This is a genomic window from Streptomyces sp. NPDC037242, assembly GCF_055604165.1.
In genome coordinates, this window is record NZ_JBVJUY010000014.1 from 80,429 (window position 1) to 101,479 (window position 21,051).

Consider the following 21,051-nt stretch of genomic DNA (forward strand, 5'->3'; position numbering starts at 1 on the left):
CGGTCCTCCGGTGCGGGTGGGGGGCGTGGGGATCCGGTGGAGGATGCGCTCTGGGTCTGAACGCGTGTGGCGGTCCACCGGGCTGGCGTGTTACCAACTAGTCAGTAACGTCCTGGAAACAGCATGGGGGCGGGACGGGGCCATGTCTCCGGGTCGCACAACAGAGATTCGTGGAGTGAATTGTGACCATGTCCAAACCCGCGGAGCGTGCGGTGGGGCCGCAGTTCGGCGGCGTCCCGGTCCACGAGCGGCTCCTGGCCGCCGCGCCGACCCTGGCGCCGGCCGTGACGGCCCGGCTCGTCGAGCAGTTGCCCGCCTACGGAGCCCTGCCCTCGGAGCAGCTCCGCGGTGAGATCACCAAGGAGGTGGACCGCGGGATCCGGGCCTTCATCCGGGTGCTGCGCCACGGCGAGCTGCCGGAGGAGGCCGAGTTGGAGAGGATCAGCGAGTCGTCGGCCCGACGCGCCGACGAGGGCGTGCCATTGGAAGCCGTCGTCGGCGCCTACCACTTCGGTGCGGAGGAGTGCGCGGCCCAGGTCCTCGCGACGGCCGAGCCGGGCGACCTGCCGGACGTACTCCTCGTCCAGCACCGGCTGCTCGGCTATCTCCGGCAGGTGAGCTGCGCGGTCGCGGCAGGGTACGTACAGGAGCGGCAGGCGGCCCTCGGGGACGAGCAGGTCGCCCGGCAGTCCCTGCTGTCGCGGCTGCTGGAGGGCGGCGACCCGCAGGCCGCGGCCGACCGTGCCGGGATCCGGCTGCCTCCCGCGTACCTGGTCCTGAGCCTCGCCATGGGACCGCACCCCGATGAACTGCGGCCCGGCGTGAACCACTCCGTCGCCACCCGCCGCAAACTCCGGCGGCTGCGCAACGAATTGCAGCGCCAGACCCCGGGTGTCCCGCTGTCCGTGCTGTCCGGCGACGGGGGGCTGGTGCTGGTCCCGTACGAAACTCCGGCCGCCGACTTCGGCGCCGCGGACCGGGAGCGGCTCACCCGGCTCGTCGAGCAGCTGGGTCGGATGTGCGGCGCCGAGTTGCAGGTCGCGGCGGCCGCCGCCGCGCCGGACGGGGTCGCGGACGCCGCCCGGATGGTCGCTGAGGTACGGAGGGTGGCGGAGGCGTCCGGCCGGGGCCCCGGGCTCTACCTGCTCGACGATGTGCTGCTGGAGTACCAGCTGAGCCGCCCGAGCCCCGCCAGGGACGGGCTCGCCGCGCTGCTCGGCCCCCTGGCCGGGCGCCAGGAGCTGCTCGACACGCTGCGCACCTTCCTCGCCTGCGGGATGGACCGGCGCCGGGCCGCCGCCCGGCTCCAGGTCCACCCCAACACGGTGGACTACCGCCTGCGCAGAGCGACGGAGCTCACCGGCCTGGACGCGGCTCGCGGCGCCGACCTGCTGACTCTGCACGCCGCGCTGGCCGCCCACGACCCCGTACGACGGGTCGAGCCCGACACCGGCTGACCGGCGCGAGCGCGGCGGGCCCGCGCGGGCCCGACCCGTGAGGTCAGTCGACGCCCAGCAGACGCCGCCGGTCCTCGGGACTGGCTCGGAACTCCGCGCAGGCCGCCTCGTGGACGATGCGGCCCTTCTGCATGACCGCCACGTTCTGGGCGACGGAGAAGGCGAGCCCCAGGTTCTGTTCGACGAGGACCACCGACATGCCCTGCGCGCTCACCTCCCGGATGACCTCGCCCACTTGGGCGACGATGGCGGGGGCGAGGCCGTCGGACGGCTCGTCGAGGAGCAGCAGACGCGGGTTCCCCAGCAGGGCCCGGGCTATCGCGACCATCTGCTGTTCCCCGCCGGAGAGCTGGTCTCCGCGGTGCCCGAGCCGCTCCCCCAGCCGCGGGAGCAGTTCGAGGACGCGGGCCCTGGTCCACGGGCCCCGGGTCGTATGCCTCGACGCGATCGCCAGGTGCTCCGCCACGGTCAGCGGGGCGAAGACCCGGCGCCCCTGCGGTACGACACCCACCCCGGCCCGGGCGATCACATCGACCCGGGATCCGGCGATCTCCCGTCCGCCGAGGGTGACGCTGCCTGCGTACGGCGGGACGAGACCCATGACGGTGGAGACGAGGGTGGTCTTCCCGACCCCGTTGCGGCCGAGGACGGCGACGATCCCGCCCTCGTCGAGGTCGAGGTCGACACCGTCCAGGACCACTCCCCCGGCGTAGCCGGAGCTCAGGCCGCGCATGCTGAAGAACGGCTTCACGAGGCGGCCTCCATCGTGCCGAGGTAGGCGCTCTGGACCTCGCTGGAGGCCCGCACCTCGTCCGGCGAGCCTGTTTTCAGGTGTCTGCCGAGGTGCATGACGGTCACCGTGTCGGCGAGCTCGAAGACCATGTCGAGGTCGTGTTCTATCAGGAGGACCGTCACGTCGGCCGGCAGGGCGGCGACGAGTTCGGTGAGTCGCGCCGTCTCCGCCGGGGACATCCCGGCGGCCGGCTCGTCCAGCAGCAACAGCCGCGGTTCGGTGGCCAGGGCGACGGCGACCTCCAGTTGCCGCCGTTCGCCGTGCGAGAGGGCGGCCGCCAGGACGTCGTGCCGGCCGGGCAGCCCCACCCGCGCGAGGAGCGTCCGCGCCTGCTCGATGGCCTCCGTCCGGGCGCTCACCCTCCGCCAGCCGCCGAACCCGAAACCGGCACGGGCAGCGGCACCGGCACCGGCACCGGCACGGCGCAGGACGGCGAGCAGGACGTTCTCCAGCACGGTCTCGCGCATGAAGAGACTGGAGTGCTGGAACGTCGCGGCGACACCGAGTCCGACCCGGCGGTCCACGGGCAGCCGGGTCACGTCCTGCCCGTCGACGAGGATGGTTCCGCCGGTCGTCGCGAGCGTGCCCGAGATCAGGCCGAACAGCGTCGACTTGCCGGCGCCGTTCGGTCCGATGACCGCGTGCCTGGCGCCCCGGCGCACGGTGAGGTCGACCTCGTCCAGGGCTCGGAAGGATCCGAAGTGCCGGGAGACCCGGCGTAGTTGCAGTGGTTCGCGTTCTGTCACGCCGTCCTCTTCCGGGTCAGTCTGGGTGGGAGCCGTACGCCGGCCAGCCCTCGGGGCAGCGCGTAGACGGCGATGACGAAGAACAGTCCGAGCAGCAGCGGCCCGCGCCCCGCGACGGCTTCGAGGTTCCCGAGGTAGTCGCGGGTGAGCCAGACGAGCGCGGCTCCGGCGCAAGCCCCCCGCATCGAGCCGGAGCCGCCGATGACGACGGCGAGCAGGGCCAGGGCGGCGATCTCGAATCCCGCGTCGCCGGGCGAGACGAACCGCTGCACCGACACCCACAGGGCCCCTGCGACACCGGCCAGCGCGCCGGCGCCGCAGTAGACGGCCAGGGCGTAGCGTCGGGTGGGATATCCGATCGCGCTCATGCGGCGTTCGTTGTCGCGGATTGCGCGCAAGGCGAGGGCGAACGGTGTGGAGCCCAGGCGGGAGACGGCCGCGAAGAGCACCAGGAACACGGCGAGGACGTAGAAGTACACCAGCCCGTCGAGCTCCAGCGCGGACATGCCCGGCAGCGGGACGACGGGCGGGATGCCGGACACCCCGTCGGTGCCGTTGGTCAGCGACTTCCAGTTGACGGCGGCGCTGTAGGCGATCTCGCCGATGGCCAGGGTCAGCATCAGGAACACCACGCCCCGGGCCCGCACCGCCAGCCATCCGGTGGGCAGGGCAACCAGTGCCGAGACCCCGGCGGCGATGAGCAGTTGGAGCACCCCGACGTCGGTGAGCCGCGTCGCGACGATGGCCGCCGTATACGCACCGACGCCGAAGTAGGCCGACTGGCCGAGGGTCGGCAGTCCGGTCAGGCCGGTGAGCAGGTTCACGCTGATCGCCAGAAGGGCGAACACCAGGATCCGCGACAGGGTGCCGATGGCGTACGGACCGAGGAGGAAGGGGGCCGCCGCGAGCCCGAGGGCAATGGCGGCCATGGACAGCCGCCGCGCCGCGGACGCTTCGAAGCCGGACCGGCTCATGCGCGCACCCCCGACGGGACCAGGCCGTGCGGGCGGACGACGAGCACGACCAGCATGGTGCCGAAGAGCAGGAACGGGGCGTACTCCGGGAGCAGCGCCACCCCGAGCGTCTGCACCTGGCCGATGAGGAGCGCGCCGGTGAGCGCACCGCGCACGGATCCGAGACCGCCCACGACCACGACGACGAGGGAGAGGACGAGGACGGTCTCGTCGACGCCCGGGCCGGGACCCAGGATCGGCGCCCCGAGGACGCCGCCGACCACGGCCAGCGCCGCGCCGAGCGCGAAGACCCCGTAGAGCACCTTGCGGATGTCCACGCCCAGCGCGCGGACCATGTCCCGGTCCGCGACGGTGGCCCGTACCAGCGCTCCGAGCGAGCTGCGCTCGAACAGGAGGTACACGGCGGCGGCGAGGCCGGTCGCGACGCCGATGAACACGAGCCGGTAGACCGGGTAGGCGTGGCCGAGCAGGTCCACCGTCCCGCGCAGCGGGGCCGGCGGGTCGGTGGGCAGCACCTCGCCGCCGAAGGCCGCGGCGAGGAGATCGGCGACGATGAAGGTGATGCCGAGCGTCAGCACGGCCTGGTCGAGGTGCCCGCGCCCGGCCAGTGGCTGGGTGAGGAACGTCAGCGCCGCCCCGCCCAGGGCGCCCAGGAGGGCGCCGGCCGCCAGCGCGAGGAGCAGGCCCCACAGGCTCCCGTCGGACAGGGCGTACGCGACGTAGGCCCCGGCGAGGTAGAGCGTGCCGTGAGCCAGGTTGAGCACGTCCATCATGCCGAAGACCAGGGAGAGGCCGACGGCGATCGTGAACAGCAGCAGACCGAAGGCGACCCCGTCGATGACGCTGACGAAGTTGCCGTCCAACCATCCGTACATGTCAGCCGCCCAGCCGGACGAGCTCGGAACTGACGGTGTTGGCGCCCTGCTTGACCTCGCGCAGGTACCAGGGCTGTACGGGCGTGCCGCCGCTGTTGAACCGCCAGGTGCCGCGCGGGCTTTCGACGTCGCCCACCCCGGCGATGGCGGCGTTGACCGTCTCCGGGGTCACCGTGTCACCGGCGGCCTCGATCGCCCGGTCGAGCACCTGCGCCGCGTCCCATGACGCCATCGCGTACGTGGTCGGGGCGGCTCCGTAAGCGGAGGTGTATGCCGGGGCGAACCGCTTGTTGGCCGCGTTGTCCAGGTCCGCGCCGTAGTTGAGCGCGGTGAGGATGCCCTCGGCCGCCTGTCCCTGCCCCTTGAGCACTCCGCCCTCGGTGAGGAAGCCGGGCGCGTAGAGCGGGATCCTGCCCGCCAGGCCGAAGTCCCGGTACTGCTTGACGAAGTCGACGGCCGCGCCACCGGCGTAGAAGCAGAAGACGGCCTTGGCACCGGACCGCTCGATCTGCGCGAGGTACGGCTGGAAGTTCTTGGTCCCGGGGAACGGCGTGTAGACCTCCTCGCCCGCGATCTTGCCGCCCGCCGGGAGGAAGGTGGACTTGAAGCCGTCCACCTCGTCCTTGCCCGCCTGGTAGCCCGCGGCGATCAGGAAGACCGGGCCGCCGGCCTTCTCGGCCACGTGCTTGCCGAGCGCCTTGCCGGGTTCGTCGTTGACGTACGAGGTGCGCCAGACGTACTTGGTCCCGGTCAGGGTCGTGGGTGAGGCGTTCGAGCCGACGAGCGGGACCTTGCTGCTCTCGAAGAGGTCCTTGACCCCGTTGATGGTGGCCGAGCTGACGACGCCGCTCACCGCCAGCACCCTGTCCTGCTTGACCAGCTTCTCGGCCGCCGCCTTGCCGGAGTCCGCCGTCTCCCCTTCGTCCGCGACCACGATCTCCACCTCGCGCCCGCCGAGCTTGCCGCCGTGCTGTGCGACGTAGAGCTCGAAGCCCTGCTTCATGTCGTCGCCCAGCGCCTTGTAGGTGCCCGACTGCGGGACGAGGAGCCCGATCTTCAAGGGGCCGTTCTGCTTGTCGCCGCCCGTACCCAGGCTGGCGCCACCGCACGCCGTGGCCAGGAAGAGGGCTGCCGTCGTCACGGCGATCAGACCAACGGGACGAAATCGACCTGCCATGGAAACTCCGAACGTTGTCAACCGGCGCTGGATGGCCGGATGTTGCTGATGGGGCTCACTGAGGGCTTCGGAAGTGACACGTGTCTATCGCGCATTGTCGACGTACGTCAAGAGTGCGCGATATTACTGCTCTCCCGCAGCCGCGCCCCTTGACCCCGCTCGGGGACATGGCGCAATACTGACGCTCGTCACAATGACGCTATGCCAATCGGCGACGGCTCTTGATCAGTCAGGGAGTGAAGCAACATGACCGACGATCCATCGCGACGCAACATCCTCAGGAACAGCGGGATGTTGGCCGGTGCCGCACTGCTCTCCGGCGTGCCGGGCGCGGGCACGGCGCAGGCCGCCCCGCACGCAGACGCGTCCTCGCCCGTGGTGGTGGAGGCGCCCGCGGGCCGGCTGCGCGGAAGCACGGAAGGGGGCCTGGGCATCTTCAAGGGCGTGCCCTACGCGGCGCCGCCCGTCGGCGCCCTTCGATGGCGGCCGGCCCGGCCCCACCCCGGCTGGCAGGGGACGCGCGATGCGACCGCCTTCGGGCCGAGCGCACCGCAGCCCTACCGGGAGGGGGGCGACCAGGTGCTCGGAACGCACGGCTCGCCGCCCTTCGACGAGGACTGCCTCACGCTCAACGTCTGGGCCCCCCAGACCGGCGGCGCCAAACGGCCGGTGCTGGTGTGGATCCACGGCGGCGGCTTCATCTCCGGATCCGGCTCGATGCCCAACTACTCCGGCGAGACCTTCGCACGCAATGGCGACCTCGTCGTCGTGACCATCAACTACCGCCTGGGTCCGCTGGGTTACCTCTACTTCGGGGAGGACGGCGCCGACGGGAACTTCTGGCTCACCGACCAACTCGCCGCGCTCAACTGGGTACGGGAGAACATCGCCGCGTTCGGCGGGGACCCGGACAACATCACCGTCGCCGGACAGTCCGGCGGCGCGCTGTCGGTCGCGGCGCTGGCCGGCGCCCGGAGCAAGGGCCGCCCGCTGTTCCGGCGCGCGATCCTGCAGAGCCCGCCGCTCGGGCTGAAGATCCCCACCCGCGCCGAGTCCCTGCAACGCACCGCGGCCTTCCTGGACATCGTAGGAGCCAAGGACGTGGCGGAGCTCCGGGCCGTGCCCTGGCCGCGCCTGATCGCCGCCACCTTCGAGATGTTCGGGCGCACCGGACAGTGGGGGTACTGGTCGACCCCGTTCCTGCCGGTGCTCGACGGGGTCACGCTGGACCGCAACCCGGCCGACCTGCTGCTCAGCGACGCCGGGGCGGACATCGAGGTCCTGGTCGGCTGGACCCGGGAGGAGGCGAACTTCGCCTTCGCCCTCAGCGAGCCGTACGCCTCGGCAACCAAGGACCAGGTGCTCGCCAGAGCCCGGAACACCTTCGGAAGCCGGGCGGCCCAGGCCTACACCGCGTACGAGGAGGCCCGCCCGGGTGCCCGCCCGCTGGATGTGCTGATGGATCTGATCACCGACGAGCTGTTCCGCATGCCGTGCGTGGCACTGGCCGAACGGCGCGCGGCCCGCGGACGTCCGGTCTGGGCGTACCAGTTCAACCTCCCGACGCCCGCGCACAACGGCCAACTCGCCGCCGCCCACTGCCTGGAGCTGCCGTTCGTGTTCAACAACTTCGACAAGTGGTCGCAGGCGCCCTTCCTGGCCGGGCTGGGCCCCAGGGTCCGGGACGGTCTCGCCGCGACCATGCACGCGTCCTGGATCTCCTTCATCCGCACCGGCGACCCGAACCACCACCCCATGCCGCAGTGGGATCGATACGGCCGGGGCTCCCGCACGACGATGACCCTCGACTCGGTCACCACCGCCGCGGAGGACGTCGCCGGCTACTGGCGCCGCCTGCACCATCCTGCGGCGCCGTAGCGGCCGGGCCCCCGCGTCCCGTCAGAGGTGCTGAAGGACCACGGAGGTGAATTCGGCGGTGGAGGCGCGGCCGCCGAGGTCGCGCGTGCGTACCGGGGTGGTGGCCAGGACGCGGGCGATGGCGTCGTTGACGTCGGCCGCGGCCCCGGTGTGGCCGAGGTGGTCGAGCATCATGGCGGCGGACCAGATCGCGCCGATCGGATTGGCGATGCCCTGCCCCGCGATGTCGGGGGCGGATCCGTGGACCGGCTCGAACATGGAGGGGTGTTCGCCCGTCGGGTCGAGGTTGGCGGACGGAGCGATGCCGATGCCGCCGGCCACCGCCGCCGCCAGGTCGCTGAGGATGTCCCCGAAGAGGTTGGACGCGACGACGACGTCGAAGCGTGCGGGGTCGAGGACGAGCTTGGCGGCCAGTGCGTCGATGTGCTCCTGGTTCCACTCGACCGCGGGGTGCTCGGCGGAGCGTTCGGCGACGAGCTCGTCCCAGAACGGCATGGTGTGCACGATGCCGTTGGACTTCGTCGCCGACGTGAGGGTGCCGCCGCGCCGTTCGGCGAGGCGGAAGGCGAAGTCGAGGACCCGGGTCACCCCCGTCCGCGTGAACACGGCTTGCTGCACGGCCATTTCGTCGGGGCCGCCGCGGTTCATCCGACCGCCGATCTCGCTGTACTCGCCCTCGGTGTTCTCCCGGACGACCACGAAGTCCACTTCGCCGGGGCCGGCCGCCCGTACGGGGCTGGGCAGACCGTCGAAGACTCGGATCGGGCGGAGGTTGACGTACTGGGCGAAGGCCCGGCGGATGGGGATGAGCAGCCCCCACAGGGAGACGTGGTCCGGCACGCCCGGGTGGCCGACGGCGCCGAGCAGGATCGCGTCATGCCGGCGGAGCTGCTCCAGTCCGTCCTCGGGCATCATCGAGCCGTGGCGGAGGTAGCGCTCGCAGGACCAGTCGAATCGCTCGTAGGTGAAGGTGATGCCGTGGCGCTTCCCGACGGTGTCGAGGACCTCGCATGCCGCCGGGAGGACTTCGGTGCCGATGCCGTCACCGGGGATGAGGGCGATGCTGTGGTTCGTCATGCCTCGAATTCCAGCAATCGGGACGGTCCGGGTCCAACACGTATCCCCGATGCGACTCATAGGCCGTCCCTATGAGTCGGTGGGACGGCGAGCTCCAGGAAGGCACGGGCGGCCGGCGTCAGGCGCGCCTTGCGGCTCACCAGGACGTTGTGCTGGATGCAGGCCGGCTCCAGATCGAGGACGAGGGCTCCCGCCCGCTGTGACAGGTCGGCCCAGGACTCCGTCACCACCGCCAGTCCGACGCCCCCGAGCACCAGGGGGAGGAAGGCCATGCGGTGTTCGGTCTCCACCGCGATGCGGACGTCGATCCCCTGTGCCTTCAGGTCGTCGACGTAGGCGCGGATCCCGGTCCCGCGCTGCCCGACGATCAGCCGGTGCCCTTCGAGCTGTTCGCGTCGAACCGGCCGGCCGGCCGGGAAGGGGCCGTCAGGCGGGCTGACCAGGACGAGCCGGTGGTCTCCGACACGGTGCGGGACGACGTCCGCGTTCGGCAGCGGCCACGAGGTGGTGGCCAGCAGTCCGAGTTCACAGCCTCCCGTGCGCACCATCTCGACCACATCCTCGCGGGTGAGGGCCACGCGCAGGCTGAGCGACACCGCCGGATGGCGTTCGGCGAAGCGCTGGACCATGCTGCTGAGGGGTTCGATCGTGGGCGAGGGCATGGAGGCGATCTCCAGGCGCCCGGCGCGTAGTTCGCGCACGGCGCCGACCCCGGCCCTGGCCAGCTCCAGGGCGCGCAGGGCTTCGCGGGCCGATGGAACCAGTGCGGCGCCGGCCTCGGTGAGGACCACCTTCCTGCCCACCCGGTGGAACAGGCTGCTGTCCAGTTCGCGCTCCAGGACCTGGATGGCCTGCGACAGGGACGGCTGGGATACGTAGAGTGCCGCGGCCGCGCGGTTGAAGCCGCCGTGGTCCACGATGGCGAGGAAGTACGTCAGCTGCCGGAAGTCCACGGTTTCGAACCTCCGCCCAACGGTGGATCGAATAATATTGACGGTCGCCATGAATGCGCAATACCCCGAGGCGGCACAGCACCGCACGGACGGGCCGTCGGCCGAGCTCACCCCCGTGAAGCTCGACCCCGACGACCCGGCCGGCGCCGCCGCCACCCTCCCCCTCGACACTTCAGTGGCGGCGAAGCATTGGTAACGTACACCAGAGTGACTGTCCGGCGTCAACCAGAGTGTTGCCGGTGCCGGCCCGAGGGGCTTCGAGAAACACTGTGGTGGGCAAAGGCTCGGCATCACGCCAAGGAGGCCATGTACATGGAGGATGACCAGTCGCCCACCTTCGCCCAACTCCTGGACCACCTCTTCCGTGAGGTGCACCCCCCTTCCCGGGGGCCCTACACCTACGCGGAGGTCGCCGAGGGGATCCGCAGGGCCGCGACCGGCGAGGGGCGCGGGGTGACGGCGAGCGCCATCCAGCAGCTGCGCACCGGCGCCAAACGGAACCCGACGCGGCACACCATCAAGGCCCTGGCCGACTTCTTCGGCGTACCGGCGGGCTACTTCGTCGACAGCGCGGCGGCCGAACGCACCAGGGCCGAGATCGACCTCCTCGCCGCCATGCGCGACCAGGACGTCCGCAAGGTGGCCCTGCGCGCCAACGGCCTGAGCGTCGACAGCCTGAAGATGCTGTCCACCGTGATCGAACAGGCCCGGAAACTCGAAGGACTCACCACCGACGACGCCGCCCAGGACCTGAACCTGGACGACTGAGGCTACTGAGACGACCATCCACACGACACCCCCCTGTAGTCGCTCGTCGACAGGGGGGCATCAGGCGTTTCCCGGCACAAGCCCGGCATTCCCAGGCCGCAGGGCCCGACGGCGGCGGCCGGCGCGGCACCCCGCCCTCGGAACGAAGTCGTGATCATGTCAGCATTGGGGCGCGCCGGGCGCGTACCGGGCTTCCCAGGGACAGCTGCGCACCGGCCGACCACCCCCGACCGGCGTCACCAGAGTGAGGACATGGACCTTGAGCAGCTTCGCGCCAGGTGTGAGGCGCGCGTCGAGGCACTTCGGCTCCCCCACCGCTTCAGCACCCGCGACCTGCGCGACGCCGTGGCCGAACAACGCGGACGCCCCATCATCCTGCGCCCGCTGAGCACCCTGGGCGCTACGGACGCCCCGTGCGGCATTCGTCTGGAGACCCCGGACGCCGACCTGTTGTTCTACGAGGAGGCCACCTCCGCCCTCCACCAGAACCACATCCTGGCCCACGAGATCAGCCACATCATCTGCGACCACCCCGGCAGCCTGGAACTGGACCAGGACACCCTGCACGCGATCGGGTTCAGCCCCACCCTCGTCCAGCGCATGTCCGGCCGGACCAGCTACACCAGCGAGGACGAACGCGAGGCCGAGGTGATGGCCAGCGTGATCCGGCAACTCATGTACCGGGGACGCGAAAGCCCACCGAGCCGGCCCGCCAGCGGCGCCGAGAGCTGGGACGCCCTGTTCGCCGAGCCACACAGGAAGAAGCGCCACCGGAAATGATCAACATCCTCTTCACGGGCACCGCCCTCGTGCTGCTGTGCTTCGCCGCCTACTGGGTGCGAGGACGTGGCGGGCACCGCCCCACGGGCACCTGGGCGATGGCGGCGCTGCTGACCTCGTTCGCCCTCGCCTTCGCCTCCTACGCCCCCGCTGTTGAGCGCGCGGTCGAATCGGTCGTCCCCCACGTCGCCCGGCTGCTCAGCAACACCTTCACCCTGACGGCGGCCACCTCGGTCCTCGCCTTCCTCTTCCAGCTCAACCTCGACCGCGAACAGGCCCAACGGCAGATCCGGCTGCGCGTCATCGCCCTCGCGGTCTCCGTCGCGGGCATGGCCGCCTTCTTCGCCGCCGAACAACTCACCGGACGAAACCCGGCGTTGTACGCGTGCTACGTGCTCATCTACATCTCCTACCTGGGGTACACGGCCAAGGACTTCCTGCTGCAGACCTGGGCGCAGTCCAAGCGCTCGACCCGCCGCAGTCAGCGCTGGGGCCTGCGCACGACCTCGGTCGGCTGCGGCTTCGCCCTCGTCTACGCCGCGTACAAGCTCTTCGCCCTGGTCTCCATCGGCCTCGGTCTGGGCCTCGTGCCCGACCACGCCCGCTGCTCGACGCCGCTGACCCCCTTCCGCTGCACGTTCAGCGTGACCGCGCCCGCCGTCGCCGTACTCCTCATCACCGTCGGGCTCACCCTCCCCGCCCTGCTGTGGCCGCTCAGCCAACTGCGCCGCCGCCGCTGGGAACGTAACTCGTTCGCCGCGCTGGAACCCCTGTGGCGGGAGGTCACCTCGGCGGTCCCCGAGGTCGTACTCGACCCGGACACCGCCGAAGCCGACGCCCACGACCTCGACTTCCACCTCCACCGCCGGGTCATCGAGATCAACGACTGCGTGCTGGCCCTGCGCCGGTACCGCCAGGCGTCGGTACGGGACGCCGCGGCCGCCGAGGTCGCCCGCCGGGGTGCGGCCGACACCCCCGAGGGCGACGCGGAGGTGGAGGCGGCGGTCATCTCCGCAGCCGTCGAGGCGAAGCGCACCGGGCTCCTCCCCGACGGCGAGGAGGCCCCGCCCGCCGCGGGCACCCGCTCCCGCAAGGGCGACCTCCCGGCGGAGACCGCGTGGCTGCTGCTCGTGGCGCAGGCCCACGCACGCCGCCCGGCCCCCGAGACCGCGGGCGCGGCCTCGTGAGCGCCCCGCGGCAGGACCCCCTGCGCGACCCGCGCTTCTTCGCTGACCCCTACCCCACCTACGACCGGCTGCGCGAAGGCTGCCCCGTCCGACGGATCCCGACCGGCTCCGGCGGCCACCACGCGTACCTGATCACCGGCCACCCCGAGGCCCGGGAGGCGTTCACCGACCCCCGCCTGTCCAAGGACACGGCCCGGTTCTTCGCCGACCGGCCCTCGAACCGCGACCTGCACCCGGCGATCTCCCGCAACATGCTGGCGAGCGATCCTCCCGAGCACACCCGCCACCGGCGGGTGGCGACGCCCCTGTTCACCACCGGGCGCGTCCGCGCGCTGCGCCCGTACATCACCGAGGTGGTGGACGGCCTCATGGCCGCGTGGCGACCGGGCACGGACATCGATCTGGTGGCGGATCTGGCGGTACCCCTGCCGGTCACCGTCGTCTGCGAGCTGCTGGGTGTGCCGAAGGCCGACCGCGCCGCGCTCGCCGGCTGGTCCCGCGACCTCTTCGACGCGACCGACTCCGACCGCATCGACGCCGCGTCGCACCGCATCGGCGACTACCTCACCCACCTCGTCGACACGGCCCGCGCCACCCCCGGTGACGGCCCGCTGCACTCCCTCGTGCGCGACTGTGAGGAGGGCGGCCTCGACCGGGACGAGACGGTCTCCCTGGCCGCGCTCCTCCTGGTCGCGGGGCACGAGACCACCACCCACTTCATCGGCAACGCCGTCTTGGCCCTGCTTCGGAACCCGGAGGCGTTCGACCGCCTGCGCCGGGACCCGGACCTGATCCCCGGCGCCCTCGACGAACTGCTCCGCTTCGACTCCCCGGTGAGCGTGGCCACCTTCCGCCACAGCACGCAGGATCTGAGCATCGGCGGGATCGACATCCCGGCGGGCTACCCGGTACTCATCGCCCCCGGCGCCGCGAACCGCGACCCGGCGGCCTTCCCCGACCCGAACCACCTGGACCTCGACCGCGACGCCGGCGGCCATCTCTCCTTCGGCCACGGCATCCACCGCTGCCCCGGCGCCCCCCTGGCCCGGGCTGAGGCGGAAATCGCCCTCCGCGCCCTGGTGACCCGCTTCCCGAACACGCGCCTGGCCGCCCCCGCGGAGTCCCTGACCTGGCGCCGAACCCGCCTCACCCGCGGCCTGGCCACCCTCCCCCTCACCCTCGCCTGACACGCGGACTCATCGGGGCGGGGTCGTCACCGGCACAGCAGCGCCGCGCGGAGGTCGAGGCGGTGGTCGAGGCGGGAGAGGTCGCGCCCGGTGAAGGCCTCGATGCGCTGGATGCGGTAGTGCACCGTGTTGACGTGGAGATGGAGGGCCTCGGCCGTGCGCGCCCATGAGCCGTTGTGGGCGAGGAACATCTCCAGCGTTTCCAGCAGCGTGGAGGCCGACGCGTCGTCCGGCGCTGCGAGGCGTCCCAGGACGCGGGCGGCGAAGGCACCGCGGACCTCGGGCGGAACGCCCGTCAGGAGGTCGGCGAGCGTGGTGAACCTCCCGGCATCGGCCACCCCCGAGCGGTCGGGTGACACGCTACGGGCCGAGTCCAGGCCGTAGCGGGCTTCCCGCAGGGCGCCTTCGAGGCCGTCCGGCGCGAGGACGGCGGAACTGATGCCGGCGTGGAGGAGCGTCGTCGTGTCGCCCGCGTGCAGCAGCGGCCAGACCGACTCCAGGGTGGCGCGGGGAGACGGACCGGAGACGACGGCCACGGCGCTGCCGTGCAGAGCCGTGACGGCGTACGCGGACCGTGGTGGGCGAGGCCGTGGCTCCGGGGGTGCGGACGGTGACGCCGACGGAACTGGCGTACGCGGCGAGGGGCACGGCCACGGCCAGGGCAGCACCGCCACGAGGGCGAGAGCCCGGCCCCGTCGGCTGGAGTGTTGGCGCAGGACAAGGTTCATGGGATCCATCTCCTCGGATCTCCGCAGGATGGCGCCCAGTACGGTGGGGGGCAGCTGCGTACCGTAGCAGTGGATTGAACCCGCATCTATGAGCTGTTTGCGCAGTGAGACCTTGCATATGCGGACTCACCACAGGGCGACCGAGGCGCTCCGGCTCGGAGCACGGTCCCTGCGGCGAAGTCCCGCACCGATGTAGCCTGACGGGCCGTGAGTGATTCCGTCGCCGCATTGAGCGTCAGCGAGGCGCAGCCCCGCCTCCACGGGCTGACCGTCGTCGATGTCCGTACCCCCGCCGAGTTCACGTCCGGCCATCTCCCGGACTCCGTCAACGTCCCGCTCGACCGCATCGGACGGGCCCTGCCGGAGCTCCGGCAGGCCGCCGGACGCAAGCCGCTCCTCCTGGTGTGCGCCTCGGGCGCCCGCTCGGACAACGCCGCCGGGACCCTGGCCTCCCACGGCATCCCTGCCGCGATTCTGACCGGCGGCACTACGGCCTGGATCGCCGGTGGTCACGGGCTTCAGCGCCCGGACAGTCGGCCGCGAGCCGTCTGGGCCATGGAGCGCCAGGTCCGCTTCACCGCGGGCAGCATCGTGCTGCTGGGCCTGGGCCTGGGCCGGTTCGTCCATCCGGCGTTCCAGCTGCTGTCCGCCGGGATCGCGGCAGGTCTGGTGTTCTCGGCCCTCACCGACACCTGCGGCATGGCGGTCGTACTCGGCAAACTGCCGTTCAACCAGCGGGGGAAGAAGCCTTTGGACACCGCCCTGGAGAGACTGCGCGACTGACGGCTGCGACCCGGCCCACAAGCCGGGTCGCTGACCTGCATCGTCTTTCATCCCGAGATCCGCTTGTCCATCATCCGGTCACGCTCTTGCCGGGAAGGTCGCTTCGAGCGAGTATTCCTATCAATCCGATGGGAAAGGTGGGGATTTGGTGAAGTGCGGCCAGCGGAACGGCCCGTGTACCGCACCGCCCGGGCGCGACCGGCCCGCGCCCCCCACCCCCGACCCCTCGCGCGCCTCCCAGCAACCGGCCGACGCCGCCCAACAACCTTCCGGAGCAGCCGACATGACCACCGCCACCCCCCATGGCACCGCTGACCGCCCGGCCCCCGCACCGGGCAGCGACACACGGGCCTGCCGGTGACGCCCATACGGACGACACCGAGCCCCACCGCCCACCGATCCGCCGACGAGCAGCGCCGCACGCTCCTGCGTACGGCCCGCGATGTGGCGGACGACCTCGCCGCGGACGCCATCGCCCGCGACCAGGCGGGCAAGCCGCCCACCGACGAGACGGCCCGGCTGCGCGAGGCCGGCCTGCCTGCGGCCCTCACCCCGCCCGGCCCCGGCCGAGGGACGGACTGGCGTACCGGATGCGCCGTCATACGGGAGATCGCCGCGGCGGACAGCTCCATCGGCGACATGCTCGCCCGCCACTACGTCCACGCGTGGAGCGGACGCTTCTACGCGACTCACCACCAGGCGACCGCCCTCGAAGAGGAGTCGGTGCGCGAGCAGTGGCTGTGGACCGGCGCCGTCCGCCCTCCCGCACCCCAAGACGACACCGATGGACCGGACCTCACACTGAGGCCGCGCAACACCGACTACGTGCTGAGCGGGTACCGGTCCGTGGATACGGCGGTGGCCGTCGCCGACCAGATCGTGGTGGACGCCGTCTGCGCCGTGACGGGTGACGTCCTGGTCGTACGGATCCCACCCGGTGCGCGGGGCCTGACCATCGAGCCAGCCCACGACCGCCTCGGCCAACGCGTCGCCGGCGCGGGCGAGGTGCTCCTCGACCGGGTCACCGTCACGCCCGGGCAGGTGCTGGGCCGCCGGCCGCACGACGAGGAGTCGACCGCGCCCTTCACCGCCCTCGCCGAGCCGGCGCTCCGGCTCGCCCTGTGCCACGTCGGCCTCGGCATCGCCGAAGCCGCCCTCATCGAAGCGCGCGACCTCAGCAGGGGCGGCCGCGCGCACCGGCCGCCCGGTGCGGACCCGGACCTCTTCCTCACGTACGGGGAACTCGCCTCTGCCGCTCAGGCGGCCACCGCCGTGGTCGAGGGGGCGACGGAGGTGATGGCGCAGGCCCTCGACACCGGCGCGCAGCTCGACGCCGAGGTGCCGGCGGGCGTCGCCGCCCTGGTGGCCACGGCCGAGACCGTGACCTCGCAGGCCGCCCTTCACATCACCGCCCGGGTGCTGGAACTCGCCGACGCCCCCGGCCTGGACCGGTTCTGGCGCAACGCCCGCGTCCTGACGGCCCACCGCCCGGTCGCGCACCGCCTGCGCTCCATCGGCGAGCACTACCTCAACGGCTCCCACCGCGCGGTGGCGGAGGCCTTCCACTGACGCGAGGCGCCGCATGGATGCGGATCCGCGACCTGGGCCCCTCGGCTGCCGGGCACGAGCACCTGTCCGGCAGCCGGCGGCCCACCCGCGGCGGACGCAGGGCGAATGCGTACGGGATAATGTCCGTATGCGGATCTCAGCCAGGGCGGACTACGCGGTACGTGCCGCACTGCAGCTTGCCGCGTCACAGGATGGCGGGCCACTGAAGGCCGAAGCCATCGCCGACGCCCAGGACATCCCGCACAAGTTCCTTGAGGGCATCCTCAACGACATGCGCCGAGGCGGTCTCGTGCTCAGCCAGCGCGGCGGCAACGGCGGCTACCGGCTGGCCAAGCCCGCCCAGTCCATCAGCATCGCGGATGTCATCCGCGTCGTGGACGGACCGCTCGTCTCGGTGCGCGGGGTCCGCCCACCGGACCTCTCCTACACCGGCCCCGCCGAGTCGCTGCTCCCCCTGTGGATCGCGCTGCGGGCCAATGTGCGCGAGATCCTCGACGGCGTGTCACTCGCCGACGTCGCATCGTCCGACCTGCCCGCTGACGTGTCCGCGTTGGCCCACGCCCCTGACGCCTGGACCAATCCCTGACCTGCAATGTCTCGCATCACGAGACATAGGCGTCCACCATATGGTCAGCCTCTTGGGGCGAGTGCCCCCGTCTGCCAATATGCCTACCAACCAGGTGGGAAAACTAGGAATCCGTGAGGTGGCCATGCGAACACTGCATCGTGCAGGCCGGATGCTGCCCCTGACCTCCCGCCGACACATCGACCTGGTCCGTACGTCCAGCGCCATCTGTCAGCCTGCCTGACCCCATTCGCAGGGCCTGACGCTGACTCCACGCGCACAGCATCGTGGAGCGCGCTGCGCCGCCCCGCTCGCCGCCGGCCGGGGCAGGCCCCTCGGCCGACCTCACCATCCGTGTGCCTTCAAGCGCGGGTGCGCCATCCGACACCCATCCGTTCCCCAGCCTGCGACCGCGATCCCGCGACGACGGCCGGGAGTGGTTTCCGTGTGTGTCGATGGTTTTGCGTCACCCATCTCCGTACCTCCGTGAACACCATCCCGTGAAAGGACACTTCCGTGTCTGCCGCAAGATCGCTCACCGTCCTGCGCGCCATCGCCGTCACAGCGACGCTGCCCCTGCTGCTCACCGCCTGCGGCTACGGCTCCGAGGCGAAGAAGGAAGACGACAAGGCCAAGGTCGCGGCCACCGGAGACAAGCCGCTGTCGGCCTCGGAGGTGCGCATCGGGTACTTCCCGAACCTGACGCACGCGACCGCTCTGGTCGGTCTCCAGGAGGGCCTGATCGAGAAGGAGCTGGGCGGCACCAAGGTCAAGCCGCAGTCCTTCAACGCCGGTCCGTCCGAGATCGAGGCCCTCAACGGGGGCTCTCTCGATATCGGTTTCATCGGCCCCTCCCCCTCGATCAACGGCTACGTGAAGTCCAAGGGTCAGAATCTGCGGATCATCTCCGGCTCGGCCTCCGGCGGCGTGAAGCTGGTCGTGAACCCGGACAAGATCAAGACCCTGGACGACCTCAAGGGCAAGAAGATCGCCACCCCGCAGAAGGGGAACACGCAGGACGTCGCGTTCCTCAACTGGATCTCCGAGAAGGGCTGGAAGGTCGACCCGGAGTCCGGGAAGGGTGACGTCTCCGTCGTCCGCACCGACAACAAGGTGACCCCGGACGCCTTCAAGCAGGGCTCGATCGACGGCGCCTGGGTGCCCGAGCCCACCGCCTCCAAGCTCGTCTCCGACGGCGGCTCCGTCCTCCTCGACGAGGGCAGCCTGTGGCCCGAGAACAAGTTCGTGATCACGAACATCATCGTGTCGCAGAAGTTCCTCAAGGAGCACCCCGACGTCGTCGAGGCCGTGCTCCGCGGCACGGTGAAGACCAACGAGTGGATCCACGCCAACCAGGACAAGGCCAAGGCCTCCGCGAACGCGAGGCTCGCGGCCGAGGGCGGCAAGCCGCTGGACGCGAAGGTCATCGACCCGGCGTGGCCGAGCATTTCGGTCACCGACGACCCGCTGGCCGCGACGCTGAAGAAGCAGTCCGACTGGGCGGTGAAGGCCAAGCTCATCGAGCAGCCCGACCTGAACGGCATCTACGACCTGACGCTCCTGAACAAGGTCCTCAAGGCCGCCGGGAAGCCCACCGTCTCCGACGCCGGCCTCGGCGCCAAGTAACCCGTAAGCCAGCAATCCAGCAATCCCAGGAGGTGACGACCATGGCCACGACACTCGCCAAGGCTGCCGAGACCGCCGTAGCGCAGCATGCGCACGCCGCCCGGATCGAGCACGTCTCGAAGTCCTTCACGGGCCCGGCCGGATCGCAGCTCGTCCTGGACGACATCAGCCTCGATGTCGCTCCCGGAGAGTTCGTCACCATCCTGGGAGCCTCCGGCTGCGGCAAGTCCACCCTGCTCAACCTGGTCGCCGGCCTCGACAAGCCGACCGCGGGATCCATCGAGACCCCCGGCGGCCGCCCCGCGCTCATGTTCCAGGAACACGCCCTCTTCTCCTGGCTCACCGCCGGCAAGAACATCGAACTCGCCCTGCGCCTGCGCGGAGTACCCAAAGCCGACCGCAAGGCGGAAGCCGAACGGCTCCTGGACCTCGTCCGCCTCGGCGGCGCCCACGGCAAGCGCGTCCACGAACTGTCCGGCGGCATGCGCCAACGCGTCGCCCTCGCCCGGGCGCTGGCCCAGGACAGCCAACTGCTATTGATGGACGAACCGTTCGCAGCGCTCGACGCCATCACCCGCGACGTCCTCCACGGCGAACTCACCCGCATCTGGGACGAGACGAACCTCTCCGTCCTCTTCGTCACCCACAACGTCCGCGAAGCCGTGCGCCTCGCCCAGCGCGTGGTCCTGCTCTCCTCACGCCCCGGACGCATCGCAAAAGAGTGGACCGTGGACATCCCCCAGCCCCGCCGCATCGAGGACGCCGACGTCGCCGAGCTGTCCCTTGAGATCACCGAACACCTGCGTGGGGAGATCCGCCGCCATGGCCAGCACTGACACAAAGGCGAAAACCGACGACCTCGCGGGACTGGAGGCCGGCCTCGACGCCCTCGACGCCGTCCAGACCCACCGCACCCCCCTGCGCGAGGTCCTCACCCAGAAGGTCCTCCCCCCGGTCCTGGCCGGCGGCCTCGTACTCCTGGTCTGGCAGATCCTCGTCGCCACGAAGGTCACCCAGGAGACCAAACTGCCCCCGCTGTCCGCGGTGTGGGACAGCCTGACCGACATGTGGCTGAAGGGGACCCTCCTCGACGTCATCTGGACCTCCGTCTCCCGCGGCCTGCTCGGCTTCCTGCTGGCCCTGGCCATCGGCACCCCGCTCGGACTGCTCGTCGCCCGGGTGAAGTTCGTGCGCGCAGCCATCGGCCCGATCCTCCAAGGCCTGCAGTCCCTGCCCTCCGTCGCCTGGGTACCCCCGGCCGTCCTCTGGTTCGGTCTCAACGACGCCATGATGTTCACCGTCATCCTGCTCGGCGCCGTCCCCTCCATCGCCAACGGCCTCGTCTCCGGCATCGACCAGATCCCCCCGCTCTACCTCCGCGCCGGACGCACCCTCGGCGCCACCGGCCTGCAAGGCGCCCGACACATCGTCATGCCCGCCGCACTCCCCGGCTACCTCGCCGGCCTCAAACAGGGCTGGGCCTTCTCCTGGCGCTCCCTGATGGCCGCCGAAATCATCGCCTCCTCCCCCGACCTCGGACTCGGACTCGGCCAACTCCTGGAAAACGGCCGCAACAACATCGACCTCCCCGGCGTGTTCCTCGCCATCATCCTCATCCTCGTCGTCGGCATCGCCATCGACCTCCTCATCTTCAGCCCCATCGAACGACGGGTCCTGCGCACCCGCGGCCTCCTGGTCAAGAGCTGACCGAACGGATCGCGCTCGACACGGGACACCCCGCCCGACACGGCAGCACCGTCTCCGCGGAGACATCGTTCACCGCGGAGTCGGTGCTGCTGCGTACGGAAGGGGGACAGCCCCGCGCGCCTGCGACCTCCCCGGTCAACCCAGGGCCTCGCAGGCGGAGTTCCACATTTCACAAGCCGTACATGGACCAGCCCCACCCGCGCCCTTAACCTCATCGGCAT

The 21,051-nt window shown here is 71.1% G+C and carries 22 protein-coding genes; 14 read left to right on the forward strand and 8 right to left on the reverse strand.

Annotation, left to right across the window (positions count from 1 at the left end; all coding sequences use genetic code 11):
* The first annotated feature begins 188 nt into the window (after positions 1-188).
* Entirely contained in the window at positions 189-1,457 is a 1,269-nt protein-coding gene (locus tag ACZ7GJ_RS18580) for a PucR family transcriptional regulator (protein WP_470752956.1), read from the forward strand.
* A 43-nt stretch (positions 1,458-1,500) separates the two neighbouring features.
* On the opposite strand, the gene ACZ7GJ_RS18585 is transcribed toward ACZ7GJ_RS18580, so the two are convergent.
* Genes ACZ7GJ_RS18585 through ACZ7GJ_RS18605 form a run of 5 tightly spaced genes read right to left on the reverse strand, consistent with a single transcriptional unit; the run spans position 1,501 to position 5,986 of the window.
* Entirely contained in the window at positions 1,501-2,190 is a 690-nt protein-coding gene (locus ACZ7GJ_RS18585) for an ABC transporter ATP-binding protein (protein ID WP_470753122.1), read from the reverse strand.
* 14 nt (positions 2,191-2,204) lie between these two features.
* A complete protein-coding gene (locus ACZ7GJ_RS18590; RefSeq protein ID WP_470752957.1) occupies positions 2,205-2,996 on the reverse strand; it encodes an ABC transporter ATP-binding protein in 792 nt (263 codons plus the stop codon).
* Entirely contained in the window at positions 2,993-3,970 is a 978-nt protein-coding gene (locus ACZ7GJ_RS18595; protein WP_470752959.1) for a branched-chain amino acid ABC transporter permease, read from the reverse strand. Before ACZ7GJ_RS18595 ends, ACZ7GJ_RS18590 begins: the two co-directional genes overlap by 4 nt.
* A complete protein-coding gene (locus ACZ7GJ_RS18600; protein ID WP_470752961.1) occupies positions 3,967-4,845 on the reverse strand; it encodes a branched-chain amino acid ABC transporter permease in 879 nt (292 codons plus the stop codon). The genes ACZ7GJ_RS18595 and ACZ7GJ_RS18600 overlap by 4 nt, the downstream gene beginning before the upstream one ends.
* Before the next feature lies 1 nt (position 4,846).
* On the reverse strand, positions 4,847-5,986 hold the full coding sequence (locus tag ACZ7GJ_RS18605) for an ABC transporter substrate-binding protein (protein WP_470752964.1): 1,140 nt from the start codon (positions 5,984-5,986) through the stop codon (positions 4,847-4,849).
* 282 nt (positions 5,987-6,268) lie between these two features.
* Between ACZ7GJ_RS18605 and ACZ7GJ_RS18610 the strand changes: the two genes are divergently transcribed.
* Complete coding sequence (locus tag ACZ7GJ_RS18610; protein ID WP_470752965.1) at positions 6,269-7,900, forward strand: carboxylesterase/lipase family protein; 1,632 nt, start codon at positions 6,269-6,271, stop codon at positions 7,898-7,900.
* Positions 7,901-7,921: 21 nt separating this feature from the next.
* On the opposite strand, the gene ACZ7GJ_RS18615 is transcribed toward ACZ7GJ_RS18610, so the two are convergent.
* Together ACZ7GJ_RS18615 and ACZ7GJ_RS18620 are read right to left on the reverse strand one after the other, a co-directional pair.
* Positions 7,922-8,977, reverse strand: a complete 1,056-nt coding sequence (locus ACZ7GJ_RS18615) for a tartrate dehydrogenase (RefSeq protein WP_470752966.1) — start codon at positions 8,975-8,977, stop codon at positions 7,922-7,924.
* Positions 8,978-9,033: 56 nt separating this feature from the next.
* Positions 9,034-9,930: a LysR family transcriptional regulator gene (locus ACZ7GJ_RS18620; RefSeq protein ID WP_470752969.1), complete on the reverse strand. Its 897-nt coding sequence runs from the start codon at positions 9,928-9,930 to the stop codon at positions 9,034-9,036.
* A gap of 49 nt (positions 9,931-9,979) precedes the next feature.
* Here ACZ7GJ_RS18620 and ACZ7GJ_RS18625 point away from each other — a divergent pair, with 49 nt between their 5' ends.
* From ACZ7GJ_RS18625 to ACZ7GJ_RS18645, 5 genes are all read left to right on the forward strand, one after another.
* Positions 9,980-10,126, forward strand: coding sequence for a hypothetical protein (locus ACZ7GJ_RS18625; RefSeq protein ID WP_470752970.1), 147 nt, complete (start codon positions 9,980-9,982; stop codon positions 10,124-10,126).
* Between the two features lie 116 nt (positions 10,127-10,242).
* Positions 10,243-10,698 (forward strand): helix-turn-helix domain-containing protein, encoded by a 456-nt coding sequence (locus ACZ7GJ_RS18630; RefSeq protein WP_470752971.1) that lies wholly within the window; start codon positions 10,243-10,245, stop codon positions 10,696-10,698.
* Between the two features lie 252 nt (positions 10,699-10,950).
* Positions 10,951-11,478 (forward strand): regulator component, encoded by a 528-nt coding sequence (locus tag ACZ7GJ_RS18635; RefSeq protein ID WP_470752972.1) that lies wholly within the window; start codon positions 10,951-10,953, stop codon positions 11,476-11,478.
* A complete protein-coding gene (locus ACZ7GJ_RS18640; protein WP_470752974.1) occupies positions 11,475-12,665 on the forward strand; it encodes an MAB_1171c family putative transporter in 1,191 nt (396 codons plus the stop codon). Before ACZ7GJ_RS18635 ends, ACZ7GJ_RS18640 begins: the two co-directional genes overlap by 4 nt.
* Positions 12,662-13,852 (forward strand): cytochrome P450 family protein, encoded by a 1,191-nt coding sequence (locus tag ACZ7GJ_RS18645; RefSeq protein ID WP_470752975.1) that lies wholly within the window; start codon positions 12,662-12,664, stop codon positions 13,850-13,852. The genes ACZ7GJ_RS18640 and ACZ7GJ_RS18645 overlap by 4 nt, the downstream gene beginning before the upstream one ends.
* 26 nt (positions 13,853-13,878) lie before the next feature.
* On the opposite strand, the gene ACZ7GJ_RS18650 is transcribed toward ACZ7GJ_RS18645, so the two are convergent.
* Entirely contained in the window at positions 13,879-14,388 is a 510-nt protein-coding gene (locus ACZ7GJ_RS18650; RefSeq protein WP_470752977.1) for a PucR family transcriptional regulator, read from the reverse strand.
* 399 nt (positions 14,389-14,787) lie between these two features.
* Between ACZ7GJ_RS18650 and ACZ7GJ_RS18655 the strand changes: the two genes are divergently transcribed.
* From ACZ7GJ_RS18655 to ACZ7GJ_RS18685, 7 genes are all read left to right on the forward strand, one after another.
* Entirely contained in the window at positions 14,788-15,363 is a 576-nt protein-coding gene (locus ACZ7GJ_RS18655) for a rhodanese-like domain-containing protein (RefSeq protein ID WP_470752979.1), read from the forward strand.
* Positions 15,364-15,720: 357 nt separating this feature from the next.
* A complete protein-coding gene (locus tag ACZ7GJ_RS18660; protein WP_470752981.1) occupies positions 15,721-16,932 on the forward strand; it encodes an acyl-CoA dehydrogenase family protein in 1,212 nt (403 codons plus the stop codon).
* Between the two features lie 127 nt (positions 16,933-17,059).
* A complete protein-coding gene (locus ACZ7GJ_RS18665; protein WP_470752983.1) occupies positions 17,060-17,518 on the forward strand; it encodes an RrF2 family transcriptional regulator in 459 nt (152 codons plus the stop codon).
* A gap of 151 nt (positions 17,519-17,669) precedes the next feature.
* The gene (locus ACZ7GJ_RS18670) at positions 17,670-17,741 is read left to right on the forward strand and encodes a putative leader peptide (protein ID WP_362306379.1); all 72 of its coding nucleotides are present in this window, start codon (positions 17,670-17,672) and stop codon (positions 17,739-17,741) included.
* Between the two features lie 272 nt (positions 17,742-18,013).
* Positions 18,014-19,123: an ABC transporter substrate-binding protein gene (locus tag ACZ7GJ_RS18675; RefSeq protein ID WP_470752984.1), complete on the forward strand. Its 1,110-nt coding sequence runs from the start codon at positions 18,014-18,016 to the stop codon at positions 19,121-19,123.
* 41 nt (positions 19,124-19,164) lie between these two features.
* On the forward strand, positions 19,165-19,959 hold the full coding sequence (locus ACZ7GJ_RS18680; RefSeq protein ID WP_470752985.1) for an ABC transporter ATP-binding protein: 795 nt from the start codon (positions 19,165-19,167) through the stop codon (positions 19,957-19,959).
* The gene (locus ACZ7GJ_RS18685) at positions 19,946-20,830 is read left to right on the forward strand and encodes an ABC transporter permease (protein WP_470752986.1); all 885 of its coding nucleotides are present in this window, start codon (positions 19,946-19,948) and stop codon (positions 20,828-20,830) included. Before ACZ7GJ_RS18680 ends, ACZ7GJ_RS18685 begins: the two co-directional genes overlap by 14 nt.
* Positions 20,831-21,051: the final 221 nt, after the last annotated feature.